General features: G+C 66.7%; 18 protein-coding genes and 1 riboswitch. Of the genes, 10 read left to right on the top strand and 8 right to left on the bottom strand.

What is annotated here, in order from left to right:
* Nucleotides 1-17: 17 nt before the first annotated feature.
* Nucleotides 18-854: a DUF3097 domain-containing protein gene (locus ACFWU2_RS09565; protein ID WP_378604476.1), complete on the top strand. Its 837-nt coding sequence runs from the start codon at nt 18-20 to the stop codon at nt 852-854.
* A 42-nt stretch (nt 855-896) separates the two neighbouring features.
* Here the strand turns inward: ACFWU2_RS09565 and ACFWU2_RS09560 are convergent, their stop codons facing one another.
* Nucleotides 897-1325, bottom strand: a complete 429-nt coding sequence (locus tag ACFWU2_RS09560) for a pyridoxamine 5'-phosphate oxidase family protein (protein ID WP_378604473.1) — start codon at nt 1323-1325, stop codon at nt 897-899.
* A 190-nt stretch (nt 1326-1515) separates the two neighbouring features.
* Here ACFWU2_RS09560 and ACFWU2_RS09555 point away from each other — a divergent pair, with 190 nt between their 5' ends.
* Both ACFWU2_RS09555 and ACFWU2_RS09550 read left to right on the top strand, forming a co-directional pair.
* The gene (locus ACFWU2_RS09555; RefSeq protein ID WP_378604470.1) at nt 1516-1947 is read left to right on the top strand and encodes an NfeD family protein; all 432 of its coding nucleotides are present in this window, start codon (nt 1516-1518) and stop codon (nt 1945-1947) included.
* 3 nt (nt 1948-1950) lie between these two features.
* A complete protein-coding gene (locus ACFWU2_RS09550; protein ID WP_378604467.1) occupies nt 1951-3192 on the top strand; it encodes an SPFH domain-containing protein in 1242 nt (413 codons plus the stop codon).
* Between the two features lie 33 nt (nt 3193-3225).
* On the opposite strand, the gene ACFWU2_RS09545 is transcribed toward ACFWU2_RS09550, so the two are convergent.
* The 4 genes from ACFWU2_RS09545 to ACFWU2_RS09530 all read right to left on the bottom strand — a co-directional run bounded on the left by ACFWU2_RS09545 (nt 3226) and on the right by ACFWU2_RS09530 (nt 6060).
* On the bottom strand, nt 3226-4200 hold the full coding sequence (locus ACFWU2_RS09545; protein ID WP_378604464.1) for a DMT family transporter: 975 nt from the start codon (nt 4198-4200) through the stop codon (nt 3226-3228).
* A 141-nt stretch (nt 4201-4341) separates the two neighbouring features.
* A riboswitch (glycine riboswitch) is annotated at nt 4342-4432 on the bottom strand.
* A gap of 71 nt (nt 4433-4503) precedes the next feature.
* On the bottom strand, nt 4504-5019 hold the full coding sequence (locus ACFWU2_RS09540; protein WP_378604461.1) for a hypothetical protein: 516 nt from the start codon (nt 5017-5019) through the stop codon (nt 4504-4506).
* Entirely contained in the window at nt 5016-5597 is a 582-nt protein-coding gene (locus tag ACFWU2_RS09535; protein ID WP_378604459.1) for a hypothetical protein, read from the bottom strand. The genes ACFWU2_RS09540 and ACFWU2_RS09535 overlap by 4 nt, the downstream gene beginning before the upstream one ends.
* Nucleotides 5598-5646: 49 nt before the next feature.
* On the bottom strand, nt 5647-6060 hold the full coding sequence (locus ACFWU2_RS09530) for a cupin domain-containing protein (RefSeq protein WP_378604456.1): 414 nt from the start codon (nt 6058-6060) through the stop codon (nt 5647-5649).
* A gap of 316 nt (nt 6061-6376) precedes the next feature.
* Here ACFWU2_RS09530 and ACFWU2_RS09525 point away from each other — a divergent pair, with 316 nt between their 5' ends.
* From ACFWU2_RS09525 to ACFWU2_RS09515, 3 genes are all read left to right on the top strand, one after another.
* Complete coding sequence (locus ACFWU2_RS09525; protein ID WP_378604453.1) at nt 6377-7396, top strand: zinc-dependent alcohol dehydrogenase family protein; 1020 nt, start codon at nt 6377-6379, stop codon at nt 7394-7396.
* A gap of 77 nt (nt 7397-7473) precedes the next feature.
* Complete coding sequence (locus tag ACFWU2_RS09520; RefSeq protein ID WP_378604450.1) at nt 7474-9120, top strand: MFS transporter; 1647 nt, start codon at nt 7474-7476, stop codon at nt 9118-9120.
* A 577-nt stretch (nt 9121-9697) separates the two neighbouring features.
* On the top strand, nt 9698-11185 hold the full coding sequence (locus ACFWU2_RS09515) for a flavin-containing monooxygenase (RefSeq protein WP_378604447.1): 1488 nt from the start codon (nt 9698-9700) through the stop codon (nt 11183-11185).
* Nucleotides 11186-11214: 29 nt separating this feature from the next.
* On the opposite strand, the gene ACFWU2_RS09510 is transcribed toward ACFWU2_RS09515, so the two are convergent.
* Nucleotides 11215-11703, bottom strand: coding sequence for a hypothetical protein (locus ACFWU2_RS09510; protein WP_378604444.1), 489 nt, complete (start codon nt 11701-11703; stop codon nt 11215-11217).
* Nucleotides 11704-11851: 148 nt separating this feature from the next.
* Here ACFWU2_RS09510 and ACFWU2_RS09505 point away from each other — a divergent pair, with 148 nt between their 5' ends.
* Together ACFWU2_RS09505 and ACFWU2_RS09500 are read left to right on the top strand one after the other, a co-directional pair.
* Entirely contained in the window at nt 11852-12019 is a 168-nt protein-coding gene (locus ACFWU2_RS09505) for a hypothetical protein (RefSeq protein ID WP_378604441.1), read from the top strand.
* 15 nt (nt 12020-12034) lie between these two features.
* Entirely contained in the window at nt 12035-12430 is a 396-nt protein-coding gene (locus tag ACFWU2_RS09500; RefSeq protein WP_378604438.1) for a PEP-utilizing enzyme, read from the top strand.
* Here the strand turns inward: ACFWU2_RS09500 and ACFWU2_RS09495 are convergent.
* A complete protein-coding gene (locus ACFWU2_RS09495) occupies nt 12316-13176 on the bottom strand; it encodes a helix-turn-helix transcriptional regulator (RefSeq protein ID WP_378604435.1) in 861 nt (286 codons plus the stop codon). The two genes, ACFWU2_RS09500 and ACFWU2_RS09495, sit on opposite strands and share 115 nt — an antisense overlap.
* A 158-nt stretch (nt 13177-13334) precedes the next feature.
* Here ACFWU2_RS09495 and ACFWU2_RS09490 point away from each other — a divergent pair, with 158 nt between their 5' ends.
* Both ACFWU2_RS09490 and ACFWU2_RS09485 read left to right on the top strand, forming a co-directional pair.
* Entirely contained in the window at nt 13335-14081 is a 747-nt protein-coding gene (locus ACFWU2_RS09490) for an SDR family oxidoreductase (protein ID WP_378604432.1), read from the top strand.
* Nucleotides 14082-14140: 59 nt separating this feature from the next.
* A complete protein-coding gene (locus ACFWU2_RS09485; RefSeq protein WP_378604429.1) occupies nt 14141-14362 on the top strand; it encodes a hypothetical protein in 222 nt (73 codons plus the stop codon).
* On the opposite strand, the gene ACFWU2_RS09480 is transcribed toward ACFWU2_RS09485, so the two are convergent.
* Complete coding sequence (locus ACFWU2_RS09480; protein ID WP_378604426.1) at nt 14350-14826, bottom strand: polyketide cyclase; 477 nt, start codon at nt 14824-14826, stop codon at nt 14350-14352. The two genes, ACFWU2_RS09485 and ACFWU2_RS09480, sit on opposite strands and share 13 nt — an antisense overlap.
* Between the last annotated feature and the right edge of the window lie 29 nt (nt 14827-14855).

Raw genomic sequence — 14855 nt, 5'->3', positions numbered from 1 at the left:
TCCTAACGTTGACCGGCGTGAGTCCACGCGATAGCTACGGCGACATCTATGCCGGACACGACCGCAAGCGGAAGAAGACCGTCCCGGAACTCGAGGCCGAGAAGGATCTCGTGATCGAAGACGCCGCGTCGGGGTGGTGCGGCGCGATCGTCGGCATCGAACGCACCTACGACGGCGACTTCGTGCGCTTGGAGGACGGGCAACGCCGCACCCGTCTGTTCGCGATGCGGCCCGCCGCGTTTCTGATCGACGGCGCGCCCGTCACCCTGGTCCGGCCGAAGCCGCGACCGGCGGCGCAGGCCCCGGCCAGATCGGCCTCGGGTTCGACGAGAGTGGAGGGCCTGCGGGCACGCGTCGCTCGTGGAAGCCGTATCTGGGTCGAGGGCGTGCACGACGCGGCCCTGGTCGAACAGGTGTGGGGACACGACCTCCGTGTGGAGGGCGTCGTCGTCGAACAACTCGAAGGCCTCGACAACCTGGCCGAGCGGCTCGCCGAGTTCCGTCCCGGTCCGGGACGGAGGGTCGGTGTCCTGGCGGACCATCTCGTCAGCGGATCGAAGGAGGAGCGGCTCACCGCGAACCTCGGCCCGCACGTCATGGTCACCGGCCATCCCTACATCGACGTGTGGGAAGCGGTGCGCCCCAAGGCCGTCGGGATCGAGGCGTGGCCGACGATTCCGCGCGGCCAGGACTGGAAAACCGGCGTGTGCCGTGAACTCGGCTGGGGTACGCCGCAGGAAGGCTGGCGGCGGGTCTACGGCGCGGTGTCGTCGTTCCGGGATCTCGAAGCCCCGCTGATCGGCGCTGTCGAGCGACTCGTGGATTTCGTCACCGAACCCGTCGACGGCAACTGAGCGCCGCTCACTGAGGGAGGGCCGACGGCACATCCGGCGTGCTCAATACATATACCGCCGCACGGTGTCCGGGTGGATGACGATACGGACCTGGTCTTCGGCGAGGATGCCGGCGAGGTCGGCGGCACGCGCCGGATCGTCGAGATCCCAATAGCGCGCGGCGAGACGGGAACATAACTCGTGTGCTCCGTCCGCCTCGATCGTGGTGTGGCCCGCGACCGACACCCACCGTTCACGTTCCCCGACCGGGGCGGCCACCACGATCGACGCGCGGGGGTCGCGCTGCAGGCGCCGGATTTTCAGAGAGCCGGGGGCTGTGAACATGTTGATGGTGCCCGCGTCGGTGGCCTCGAACCAGACCGGTCGGGGCTGCGGCGGGAGCGGTCCTGCGGCCACGCTCACGAATCCGTGCAAGGGGCGTCGGAGAAACTCCAGGTCCTCGGCGGTCAGTGAACTCGTTGGGGTGTTCATCGTGGCCCTTTCGGATTCCGGGGAAGGGTGGGGCCGGCGGCGCCCGCCCGGTCGCGTTCCATCCGCACGGACGGTTCGCCGACGTGTGGAGCATTGTGCTCGTCGTGGCGGGTGCGTGCGCGGCAACGGCTCCGCAAGGCTGTGACCTGGGTATCTGCCGCGATGTCCGATTTATGGTTCGATGGGTGCCGTGGCGGCATTGATATGGCTTATCGCCGGCGTGGCACTGGCCGCGGCGGAAGCGCTCACCGGTGACTTCGTCCTGCTGATGCTCGGCGGAGCAGCGTTGGCCACCGCCGGTGTCTCGGCTGCAACGGATCTGCCGGTGTGGCTCGACGCCGTGGTGTTCGCACTGTGCTCGCTGGTATTGCTGCTCGGAGTCCGACCCATCCTGCGTCGCCGCTATTCAGCGCCGCCCGCGCTCACGACGGGTGTCGACGCGCTACCCGGCAAGCACGCGCTCGTCGTCGAGCAAGTGGGTGAGCACGCGGGCCGCGTGAAAATCGACGGCGATGTGTGGACTGCCCGGCCGTTGGACGCCACCGAAGTATACGAACCGGGAACAACCGTGACCGTGATGCAGATCGACGGTGCGACCGCCGTCGTATGGAGGGGTGTCTGACCTATGGAAGCGCTGATCGTACTCGCCGTACTGGTGGTACTCGTCGTGATAGTGGTGGTGAAGTCGGTCGCCCTGATCCCGCAGGCAGAAGCGGCGGTCATCGAGCGTTTGGGACGCTATTTCCGGACTGCGTCGGGGCAGCTGACGTTCCTGGTGCCGTTCGTGGACCGTATCCGCGCGAAAGTCGATCTGCGCGAACGGGTGGTGTCGTTCCCGCCGCAGCCGGTCATCACCAAGGACAACCTGACACTGAGCATCGACACCGTCGTCTACTTCCAGGTCACCAATCCGCAAGCCGCGGTGTACGAGATCAGCAACTACATCGCCGCCGTCGAACAGCTCACGGTGACGACGCTGCGCAACGTCGTCGGCGGAATGACCCTGGAAGAAACTCTCACCTCCCGTGACTCGATCAACGGTCAGCTACGCGGCGTGCTCGACGAAGCGACCGGCCGCTGGGGTCTGCGGGTCGCGCGCGTCGAACTCAAGAGCATCGATCCGCCGCCGTCGATCCAGGAGTCGATGGAAAAGCAGATGAAGGCGGACCGCGAGAAGCGCGCGACGATCCTCACTGCCGAAGGCCACCGCGAGGCCGCGATCAAGACCGCAGAGGGCGACAAGCAGGCACGCATCCTCTCGGCGGAGGGATCGAAGCAGGCCGCGATCCTCGAGGCGGAAGCCGAACGGCAGTCCCGCATCCTGCGGGCACAGGGTGATCGGGCCGCTCAGTACCTCCAGGCGCAGGGCGAGGCGAAGGCGATCGAGAAGGTGTTCGCAGCCATCAAGGCCGGCAAACCGACCCCCGAGATGCTCGCGTACCAGTACTTGCAGACATTGCCGCAGATGGCACAGGGTGACGCGAACAAGGTGTGGCTCGTGCCCAGCGACTTCGGCGACGCCCTCAAGGGTTTCGCGGGCGCGCTCGGTGCTCGCGGCGAGGACGGTGTGTTCCGTTTCGAGCCGAGCCCGGTCGACGAAGATCTCCAGCGTCCCGAGGACGACTCGGCAGAGGTCAGCGACTGGTTCGACATGAAGACCGACCCGGTCGTGGCGAAAGCGGTTGCCGAAGCCGAGGCCGTGGCACGCAAGCCGGTGGATCCCGCGGTCCCGGTCGTCTCCGGAGAGCAGGCGGCGGCGGTCACGCGCGGTGGCGAGTCCTCTGCGCTGCCGGCCGCAGACCCCGCGCCCGAGGAGCGTGTCTCGTCTCTGGAGAAAGAGGTCGGCGAGGAACTCCCGAGGCAGTAATCCTGCCGGGCCGCCGGGGCGTGCGCACGCACGTCACCGGCGGCGAGGAGAGGTGAGCGGAAGTGCCATCGCCACGATGACGAGACCTGCGCCCACGCCGGCGAGGAGCGATACGGACTCGCCGAACACCGCTGCACCGAGCATCAGAGCGACTACTACTTCCAGGTACGACAGTCCGGCCAATTCGGCCGCGCGCAGATACGTGCCGGCGACGACGAGCAGGCCCAAGGCGAACAGGCCGCAGACGACGAAGAACCCGATAGCCCATACCCAGTTGCCCGGGGTCATCCCGGAGAGGTCGGGCCGGGTGACCACCACGACGAGTCCGGTCGCTGCCGCCCCGAATGCGAAGGTCCAGAAACTGCGTAGGTCCGCGGGCATATCCGAGCGGTAGCGGTAGCAGAGCAGTGCGGCGCCGTAGAACACTCCCGACACGACACCGAGCACGGTGCCCAGCAGTTGGTCGTCCGAACTCGGGGCGGGTGCGCCGCCGATCAGACCCGCGGCCAGGAGCATCCCGGTGAACGCGGCGACAAGGGACACCGCATCTCGCCGAGTGATCGTCTCTCCGAGGAACATCCTCGCGAACACGGTCGCGAGAACCGGGCCGAGATAGTGCAGGACCACCGCGCGCGACAGGTCGGTGAGCACGGTCGCGGAGAGATAGGTGGCGAGGGACAGGGCGAGGAACACGCCGCCGAGCACCACCGACCACGACAGCCGGGCTCGTCGTAGTTTCCCGAGACGTCGCGACAGTGCCAGCATCACCAGCATCCCCAACCCGCCGACCAGCATCCGGCCGAAGGTGAGGGCTTCGCCGAGTACGGCGCCCGGAGGGGTGGCCATGCGGCCGAACAACCCGGCGGCGCCCATCGCCGTTGCGGAGACCACGATGGCTGCGATACCCAGGCGCCTTCGGGAGGTGTGTGCCGACTGCTCGGCCGGGCGGTCATCGATGAGAAGCGGAACGGCAGGCACGCGTGAGGGTGCGTCGACAGACGGAGCCACGGAACTTCCTCCGGACAGGGTGCATCGCGCACCGGCGGGTGGTCGGTTCCCCGCTCTGTCATGTGACCTGAGAGCTTTCGCGGATCCGGGGACCCACTTACACCTTCGGTGAACCCCGCGGGGTTGCTTTCCAGAGGAGCCTCGCCGGCGGCGGTCTGGGGGCCTGAGAGATTCCCGGGGAGGTTGCTCCTTCGGCGCCCGCACGTGTGCGGAACTCTCCCGCTGCAGTTCGATGGCATATTCGGTTGTCCGAGCGAGTATGCCAGCCCGGTGCGCGGGCCATGGATCCGGGTGAGCGGTGGATCAGGTGATGAGCGCGGTACCGACTCCACACGCCGCACACGCCCACAGCACGCTGGTGGCCGTGCCGATGATGAACTGCTCCGAGGCGTTCGGCTCGCGTAGCTCCGGGTACCGCGCCAGACCCTTGACGGCCATGATGATCGCGATGCCTTCGGGCCACCCGGCAAGGATCGACACCGCGACGGCGCCGCGCTCGAGCACGCCGATGACCCGTCCGCCCCGCAGCGGCCCGGGCGGGGGAGCGGGATCGGGTCCGGCATCCGGCTGGCGTCGGGCGATCCGGAAGGCGACCAGCACGGCCGGTCCGCCGCCGGTGACGGCGGCCAGGGTGGTGAGTGCGAGTGTCACGGCCAGCGCGACTCCGTGCACGGGCGCGGTGGCGGTGGCCGCCAGGGCTGCACCCCCGAGCGCCGCGGTGGTCACTGTCGCGCCGAGCCACGCCGGGAGCGTGGAACGGAGAGACAGCGCGGGCGCGAGGGCGGCAACAGCGAGGCACACCAGCGAGACGACGGTCAACGATCGGCCCTTTCCAGCAGTCGGTGAGCGAGCGCGCATCCTGCGATCTCGGCTTGCCACCCGGCCGCTGCCAGGCGTTGGGACACGGCTTGTTTGCTGATGCCGAGTTCGTCGGCGATCCGAGCCTGCGTCGATCCGGTGCGAGCGAGTGCCACGGCTTCGTGTCCTTGGGGGGAGCGCCGAAGGACGAGGGTCGCGAGCAGGGTCAGTGCGGCGTCGGCATCCGCTGCGGCCTCAGCGTGGTGGCCCTCGACGGCGACCTGCCCGATGGAATTCTTGGCGCGTTCGACGGCACGCCGGGCGAATTCGAATGCCGGTCCGCGGCCGGCGCGGGTCTGTTTCGGCAAGGGAGTCTCGACGGGGCCGATTCCGATACCGACGCTCCAGCGCTCTCGTCGGAGCAACTCCAGCACGAGGTCGACCACGACACCCGGATCATCGGCGACGGCCTGTACTTCGTCACCGGCAGTGCGGTCGAACGGACGGACCAGTCGCGGATCACGCAGGTCGGTGAGGAGTCCGGAGACGCGGTCGATGTCGCGGCGACTGCCTCGTTGGTCGACCGTCAGCACGAACATCGGTCAAGTGTGTGCCCTTGTTTACTCAAAGTCAAGGATTGAGCCTTGTTCAAAGCGCGTCTTCGGGTGCCCGGTTGTATTCCTCGTCGGTGACAGGTTCGAGCCAGTGGACCGTATCGTGCTCGTCGTCCGTTTCGTTGATGGCGAGGTGAATCATCAGCCGGGTGGGCGCTGCGCCGTGCCAGTGCTCCTCGTCGGCTTCGAACCACACGCGATCCCCGGGCCGGATCACCTCGACGGGGCCGCCCCGGCGCTGGCACAATCCGACGCCCTCCGTGACGAAGACGGTCTGGCCGAGGGGATGCAGATGCCAGTGCGTGCGGGCACCGGGCATGAAGTGGACGAGAGCGGCCGACACTCGCGACGGCGGTGGCGCTGCGGCCACCGGATCGATATAGACCTCACCGGTGAACCAGTCCTCCGGGCCTATCCCGGTATCGAGCGAACTGCGAACGATCTGCATGACTTCCTCCTTCGGCCGAACCCTCCACGCATGTTCCGGACGGCGAGGGCGGCCGTCATCGCCAGATGTCGTGGTATCCATCAGATCAGGCAGCAACGGCCGGGAAGCACTTTCCGAAACGCAATTGCCCGTACTGTGACCTGGAGAGCAGTGCAGCCGTGATCGGTAGCCGGAACGACGCGGGCTGCGTGAGCAGCGCCCGAGCGAAGTGCACGATCGCGTCGATGATCGTCGAGTTGCCCTACTCGGACGAGGGCGGACCCCGCACCCCGAAGCAGGTGAACCGGTATCCGTACCGGCAGACGAAGGAGATCTCATGCGTGGAGTCATTCTCGACAAGCCCGGCGAGGTGCGGATTGCAGATCGTCCGGACCCGGAGATAGTCGAACCGACCGACGCTGTCATCCGGTTGGTTGCCACCTGCATTTGTGGTTCCGATTTGTGGCCGTACCGCGGCGCAGACCCTGTCGACCACATGCCGATGGGTCACGAGTATGTCGGAACGGTCACCCGGATCGGCGATGAGGTCGCCGACGTTGCGGTCGGGGACTTCGTGGTCGGTTCGTTTTTCGCGTCCGACAACACCTGCGAGATCTGCCGCGCCGGTTATCAGTCCCGGTGTGTGCACGCCGTACCCATGGGCGCGATAGGCACCCAGGCCGAGTACGCGCGCGTCCCGTTGGCCGACGGAACGCTGGTCCGGACGCCCGGCCAACCCGACGCGGACCTCATCCCTTCCCTCCTGGCGGCGTCGGATGTGCTTGGAACCGGATGGTTCGCCGCGGTTGCCGCGGAGGCCGGCCCCGGTAAGACCGTCGCGGTTGTCGGTGACGGTGCAGTCGGGCTACTGGGGGTTCTGGCAGCGAAACAGCTTGGCGCCGAACGGATCATTGCCATGAGCCGCCACGCCGATCGACAAGCCTTGGCGCGTGAGTTCGGCGCCACCGACATCGTCGAGGAGCGTGGGGACGAAGGGGTCGCGAAGGTCAAGGAGCTCACCTCCGGGTTGGGGGCGCACTCCGTGATCGAGGCCGTCGGCACGCAGGAGTCGATGATGCAGGCGATCCGCTCGACACGACCCGGCGGGCACGTCGGGTATGTGGGTGTGTCCCACGACGTTGCGCTACCCGGCCAGGAGCTCTTCTTCGCCGACGTGCATCTGCACGGCGGTCCCGCTCCGGTGCGGCGATTCCTTCCGCAGTTGATCGACCTCATCTGGAACCGCACCATCGATCCGGGACGGGTGTTCGATCTGAGCGTGCCGCTCGAGGAGGCAGCGGAGGGCTACCGAGCCATGGACGAACGTAGAGCGATCAAGGTGATGCTCACCCTCTGAGTTCTACCGAGAAACGGGGCGCTGTCCACGTCCGAGGCGACGGACTCCGCACAGCCAGGAAGGAAGGCTCCGACGAGATGGAAACCCCTGATTCTGAAGTAGACGTAGGCCGCCGGAAGTGGATCGGACTAGGCGTCCTGGCCCTCGGGCTGTCGTTGATCGTCGTCGACGGGACGATCGTCAATGTCTCTCTCCCGGTCATCATCGATGACCTGCAGCTGGATCTGACAGACGCGCAGTGGATCAACAGCATCTATTCGGTTGTGTTCGCGGCACTGTTGCTCACGACGGGAAGGCTCGGCGACCGAGTGGGCCGCCGAATGCTGTTCATCATCGGGGTTCTCGTGTTCGTCTGTGGAAGTCTGGCCGCAGCGGCGTCGGACAGTTCGACGACGTTGATCTCTGCCCGCGTCGTGCAGGGCATCGGAGGTGCCCTCGTTCTTCCCTGCACACTTTCTACCGTCAACGCCACTTTCCGCGGCAGGGACCGAGCAGTCGCGTTCGGCGTGTGGGGTGCGGTGATCTCGGGGATGGCAGCCGTCGGTCCGTTGCTGGGAGGTTGGTTGACAACCTCGTTCACCTGGCCGTGGATCTTCCTCGTGAATGTGCCGATCGGCATCATCGTCATCATCGGTGCAGTGCTGTTCGTGCCCGAGACCCGGTCGAAGACCACGGTCCCCGGACTCGATGTCCTGGGGCCGATTCTGAGTGCGATCGGGTTCGGCGCGCTGGTGTTCGCCCTCATCGAGGGGCAGAAGATCGGCTGGTGGAAGCCGATCGCCGATCTGAGGGTCTTCGGGGTGACGTGGCCGGAGACCGCGCCGATCTCGGCGACACCGGTTGTCGCTGCGGTGGCAATTGTCGTCCTGGCGGCGTTCGTGATGTGGGAGCGACATCGCGCGAGCATCCGGCGCTCCGCCATCCTCGACTTGACCCTGTTCCGGATCCGCACCTTCAGCTGGGGAAACACCACCGCGATGACGGTGGCGATCGGAGAGTTCGGCCTCCTGCTGGTGCTACCGCTGTTCCTCGTGAACGCCTACGGGCTCAGTACCCTCGGCGCCGGCTACGTGTTGGCCGTGATGGCGGTGGGCGCGTTCGCTTCCGGGGCTTCGGCCCGGTTTGTCACCGCGAAACTGGGAGCCCCACGCACCGTCATGGTGGGTCTGACGCTGGAGGTGCTCGGGGTGCTTGCCTTCGCGCTGTACCTCCGCCCGTCGGCGAGTTCCGTCGTGCTCGCACTGCTGCTGGCGATCTACGGCATGGGTTTGGGTCTCGCGTCTGCCCAGCTCACCGGAACCGTGCTGGTCGATATCCCGAAGGCAGAGTCCGGGGAAGGGTCCGCCATCCAGAGCACCTCCCGGCAGCTCGGTGCGGCCCTGGGTACCGCCATCCTCGGGACCGTGCTCTCGCTCGGGTTGGCGCACAGCCTCACCGACCGCCTCGAATCGAGTCCTCTACCGGCGCAGGTGCAGACCGGGTTGGTCGACAGCACCCGGGACTCGGCGGGCAGCACCATCCCGATCATCCGCGATCAGGGCGATGACGGCCGTCTCGGTCCGGCCGGTCCCGAGACCGCCGACGCCCTGTCGGACGGCTTCGCGGACGCCACCAGGTGGTCGTTGTTCTTCGCGGCGGGATTCCTCGTCATCGGACTGGCAAGCGCCACCCAGTTGCAGCCGCGCAGGCGGGCAGGAGTTGCGGTACCGAACCGGGCCGGATAGGGGTCGGCATTCTCTGGTGCCCGTGGGTCGGATCGATCCGCGGGGGTCGACTTTGGCTGCACGTTGTAGCGCTGCCCGTAGTTGACGCCGGTCGTCGAACTCCTTCGTCGCGTGGCCGAAGTTGGGTGGAGATCGCTGCCGCGTCCCGCGACAACCAGGCGGAGGACCACGGGTGCGTGACCGCGAGCGAACTCCCGGCCACGGTGAAGTCCGGGGTGCGGTGGCGACCGAGGAGGTCCTCGACGGGATATGTTCCCCGGCCGAGGCCGAGTTGCTCTATAGGGTGCGCGCGGAAGGGATTCCGCTTTTTCGGCGTGCATCAGGCCCCCGCAATGATCGCATCCCTCACGGTGCCCGTGCCGTCGTACGCGGCCTGAGGCATCGTCGCCGGCGATACTCCCGTCCACGGGATCGCGATTCGCGGTCGACAGCCGACCCGTGTCTCCTGGTAGCTTCTTTGTATGACGACGAGTTACATACACTTCGTCCGGGGGGCGACGGCAGATTGCGTTCCTGGATCAACCGGTTTACGGCGTCTCCTCGTCATGCGGCATCCCGCCGCGGTAGGGGTGCGGTCATGAGACACCACGAAGTGGTGATCGTGGGGGCCGGGATCTCCGGCATCGGTTCGGCAGTCGAACTTCGGAGGCACGGGATCGACGACTTCGTTCTCTTGGAGAAGGGGGATGCAATCGCCGGCACGTGGCGCGACAACACCTATCCGGGATGTGCCTGCGACGTTCCCTCGGCTCTGTATTCGTACTCGTTTGCACCGAACCGGGACTGGTCCCGCGTGTTCGCCGGGCAGGGGGAGATTCGGCGCTACATCGAGCGAGTGGCCGGGGAACACCGGATCTTCCCCCGCGTGCGTTTCGGTACCGAGATGCATCGCGCCCAGTGGGACGAGCAGACTCACCGATGGATCATCGAGACCTCCGCCGGCGTGATCACGGCCGGCGCGCTCATCGCAGCGGCAGGGCCCTGGAACGAACCCCTCGTTCCTGACATCCCCGGGCTCGACACGTTCCCGGGCGAGGTCTTCCACTCCTCGCGATGGAACCACCGGTACGACCTGAGGGGAAAACGCGTGGCGGTCGTCGGTACAGGCGCGTCCGCGGTGCAGTTCATCCCCGAGATTCAGCCGAAAGTCGAAGCCCTGCACGTGTATCAGCGCACCGCGCAATGGGTGCTGCCCAAGCCGGACTACGCCCTTCGCGGATTCGAGCGCACCGTCCTCCAGCGTGTGCCCGGCGCGCACGACGCTCTCCGGCGCGTCGAGTACGGCATCATGGAGGCACTCGGACTCGGCTTCCGAAACCCCTGGATCATGAAGGCGATTCAGCAACTCGGCAAGGCATGGCTCCGACTTCAGGTGCGCGACCCCCGACTCCGCGAAACGCTGACGCCTCGGTACACGCTGGGTTGTAAACGACTCCTGTTCTCCAACAAGTACTACCGGGCATTGGCTCGGCCCGGCGTCGAGGTTCATCCGACCGCCGTCGCGTCCGTGCGCGGGAACGTCGTGGTCGCGGCGGACGGAACCGAAACCGCTGTGGACGCGATCATCTTCGGCACCGGCTTCCACATTCTCGACATGCCGGTCGCGAGCCGAATCTTCGACGCGCAGGGCCGTAGCCTCGACGACCATTGGAAAGGCAGTCCGCAAGCGTATCTCGGAACCACGGTCGCCGGGTTCCCGAACGCGTTCGTTCTGCTCGGCCCCTCGCTCGGCACCGGCCACACCTCGGCATTCACGATTCTCGAAGCGCAACTCGCTTACGTCCTCCAGGTGCTGACCCGTGCGCGCGAGGAAGGCTGGACCCGCGTCGAACCCCGCCGCGCCGCGCAGGACTCCTTCAACGCCGGCGTACAGAAGGCGCTCGCCGGCACGGTGTACAACGCCGGCGGGTGCCAGAGCTACTTCTTCGACGTCAACGGTCGCAACAGTTTCAACTGGCCGTGGTCGACCCGGCGGATGGTGAAGGAGCTTGCGACATTCGACGAAACCGCGTTCGACGTGGCGTCGGTTTCTCGTACGGATGTGATCACGGCGCCGCCGTCCTGACCAGGGGTCGGGGACGGCGGCGTGCGTCGTCAGGGCACCGTGTATTCGGTGGAGCAGTCGTAGTACGTAACGTTCTGCCCGTTGTCTGCGGTGTTGGTGACACTGGTGACCGCCGTGATCCGGCCCGGCTCCGTGATCTGGACAGGCAACTCGATGGTGGTTTCACCCTCTTCGATACGCGCTGTCGCGACCCCGCCGCCGTTGAAACCGGTGTCGAGGTTTGCCCAGGCCACACGCGCTCTCTGGGTGTACGGCGCTGCAGACTGCGAACGGGTGTGGAACGTGAAGATCACTTGCCCGGGTGCAGGCGAGGACACGGTGACGTCACTCCTGTCGGAGCGACCGAAGTCGTTGGGGTCGATGTAATCGATGCTGCAGAACGGTGTCTCGACGGGATCCTTCGGCGGGAACAAGTCGACGGAGTTCCACGGGTCCGCGTGCGCCACACCCATGCTCAGTGATGCAGCCGCGACGGTGACGAGCGGGGTGACGATCAGGCGGGACATTTTCCGGTGCATATCTCTCCTCGGACGGTTCGGTGGCGCGACAGACGCGCACGAGGTGGCCGGGTGGCGAGGAAATTCTGGCATCGTGATACGTTTCCGGCGCCCAAATCTTCGAATACGTTGGTGCCGTGGATCTTCGGTGAAGGCTCCGGGAATCCGTATGGCAGTGGTCGTGCAGAAGATGGTGATCACTTCCGCGACGGAATCGGCGCGGTGGCGCGGGGATCATCTCCTCGACGTCGCGGATCCGAAGTACGCCATGGTCAGCCGTTATTTCGTGTACAAGCGAGCACTGTCGGCTGAAGCCGAGTGCCTCGCACGGCGGTGAGGTTCGAGGAACTGCGTGACGTTGTGGTACGCGTCGAGCGTGCGACGGCGCCGGACGGGAGCGGAAAGACTTGTTCCGCACGTACACGACTCTCACACCCCCGTCGCCGCCTACACCGATCCGATTTGGACTCCGCTGTTCGTCTCGATCGGAGGGTTGGTGACGGAGGTGGGCGGACTGATGTCCCACGGTGCGGTGGTGGCACGGGAGTACGGCGTGCCGGCTGTGCTGGGCGTGCAGCACGCCACCCTGTCGATTTGGGACGGCTTGCGCATTCGCGTGAACGGGACGGACGGTTACGTCGAGATCATGCCCGAGGCAGGCAGGCGCTGGGTGCCGACGACCGCCAACAGCGCCAGCTGCCCCGCCGCAGGACTGCCGGGCCGGGCAGCCAGCCACAGCAGTCGCTGACAACCGTCCTCACTGAACAACGTGTGGCAGTCCAGCTCGATCACGCCGACCGTCGGGTGGACGAGCCGCTTGGTGGCGTGCCTGCGCAGTGCGACGTCGCGCTCGGCCCACAGCGCGGCGAATTCCTCGCTACGCCCTCGCAATTCCGTGATCATGTCGTGGATTTCGGGGTCGCCACGACGGGCAGCGACCGCGCGCAGGTCTGCCACGAAGTCGCGGGAGTGGCGGGGGTGGTCCTCTACCGGATACAGGCTGCGCGCCTCCGGCCGGGTGAACCATACGTACACGAAGCTGCTGCCGTACGGGCGTGTCCGGACCTCGGAAAGCGGGCCGAGGAGAGTCGCGCCGAGCCGGTTCTGCGCCAGCGGCTCGTGGAGGTCCGTCATGATCCGCGCGGGGGTGTCCTCGAGCCGGTCGAGCAGCGCGAGCATCGCCGGATGCACATGACCCAATGGGCCGCGTGGAGGTGGCGACGGGTAACCGGCAAGGTGGAAGAGGTGGTTGCGTTCGTCGCTGCTCAACCGCAGTGCCCTGGCCAGGGCGGTGAGCATCTGATCGGAAGGACGTGCGCCGCCGCCGCGCTCGAGTTCGGTGTAGTAGTCCGTCGACGCGCCGGCTAGGTAGGCGACCTCTTCTCGTCGCAGCCCGGGAACCCGGCGGCGCGGCCCGGTGGTCAGGCCGACATCACCGGGCCGGATGCGGTCACGGCGGGTCTTGAGGAAGGCACCGAGGTCTACGAGGTCCATTTCTTCATGTTCGTCCCCTGCGGCGGCGCGAACAAGGGGATGCCGGCCCCCGGGTAGGAAGCCCCGTGGTTATTTCGCGGAAGCGGGGTGATCGTGGAATGCGACGAGAGGCGGACGGACAACCGCCCGATCCGGACCAGATCGAAGGGGCATCACCTATGAGCACCCCCTTCACCACACCGCGTGTCGCGATCGTCACCGGTGGTTCGCGCGGCATCGGCCGTGAGACCGTCCGGCGCCTGGCTGCCGACGGGTACGCAGTGGTCGTGAACTACGCGGGCAACAAGGACGAGGCCGAGGCCGCCGTCGCCGAGGCCACCGCAGCGGGCGGAAAGGCAGTGTCCGTGCAGGCGGACGTGGCCGACGAGCATGCGGTCGCCCTACTGTTCGACGCCGCCGAGTCCACTTTCGGTGGCATCGATGTCGTGATCAACGCCGCGGGCCGCATGTATCTGGCTCCGATCACCGAGATGGATTTGGGCGCGCTGGATTCTTTGTACCGCACCAACATTCGTGGCACCTTCGTCGTCGCCCAGCAGGCTGCTCGCCGGGTGCGCGCGGGCGGCTCGATCGTGTTGTTCTCCACGTCGGCGGTCGGCTTGGGTGTCCCCACCTACGCTCCGTACGCGGCGAGCAAAGGCGCCGTGGAGGCCGTGACGATGATTCTGGCCCGCGAGATGCGCGGACGAGATGTCACGGTCAACAGCGTCGCCCCGGGCCCCACCGCCACCGCACTGTTCCTGGACGGCAAGGACGCGGTGGCAATCGACAGGCTGGCCGCCCAGCCCCCACTCGAACGTCTGGGCGCGCCCGAGGACATCGCGGAGGTCGTTGCCTTCCTCGCGTCCCCCGCGGGGCACTGGGTCAACGGTCAGATCGTGCGCGCCAACGGCGGCATCGTCTGACCGGTGACAGGTGCGGGGAGGATCGTCGATGAGCCCGAAATCCCGGCCGGCCGCGGCGAATGCGGGCACAGCTCGAATGGCTGTTCCTCGAGGCACTGCGCGCACACGTCGTGCCCGGCGACGATGCCGTCGCCGAAATGGACACCTTGTCCGTGGCGCGGGAGACCGGCACGGGACCGGCCTGGCACCTGCATTCCGAGATGTTCGCTGCGCTGCTTGCCCCGCAGGACTCTCCGACGTCGCGACGTGACGCGTCTCGGGTCCGTGATCAGTGCGGATAACCCCGGCGCACGGTGCGCGCGAGGATGCCGAGCGACGATTTGAGTGTCGCCTCGGAGATCACCGGAAAGATCCCCGCCTCGCGCCACGTCGGGTCGATCTCGGACCAGTCGTAGTACGACGTTACGAGAGAACCGTCGTCGACGGGTTCGATCCGGTAGCCGTAGATGTGTCCGATCTGGGGACGCACTCTTCCCAGAATGGTCCAGGAGATCTCTCGTTCCGGGACGAAGTCCCTGATCGTCACCGTGACGTCGTACTCGCCCATCGGAATGTCACCGAGTGCTTCCCGGTCCATGTGAACGACGAATTTGTCACCGGCCGCGGTTACCACCGGGCCCTCCGCGTCCATCAACATGCCGGAACCGTCGATGGCAACGTGTCCCTGGGGGTCGCACAGCACCGCGAAAATCGCTGCGGGATCGGCCTTGACGGTCCGCTGTACTTCGATCCGATCGGTCGTCACGCGATGAATAGTGCCAGAGATACGGCATC

The sequence above is a fragment of the Rhodococcus sp. NPDC058639 genome (assembly GCF_042717545.1).
Classification (GTDB): domain Bacteria; phylum Actinomycetota; class Actinomycetes; order Mycobacteriales; family Mycobacteriaceae; genus Rhodococcus.
The sequence above is the reverse complement of the archived record's forward strand: the minus strand, read 5'-3'. Positions and strand labels throughout refer to the sequence as shown.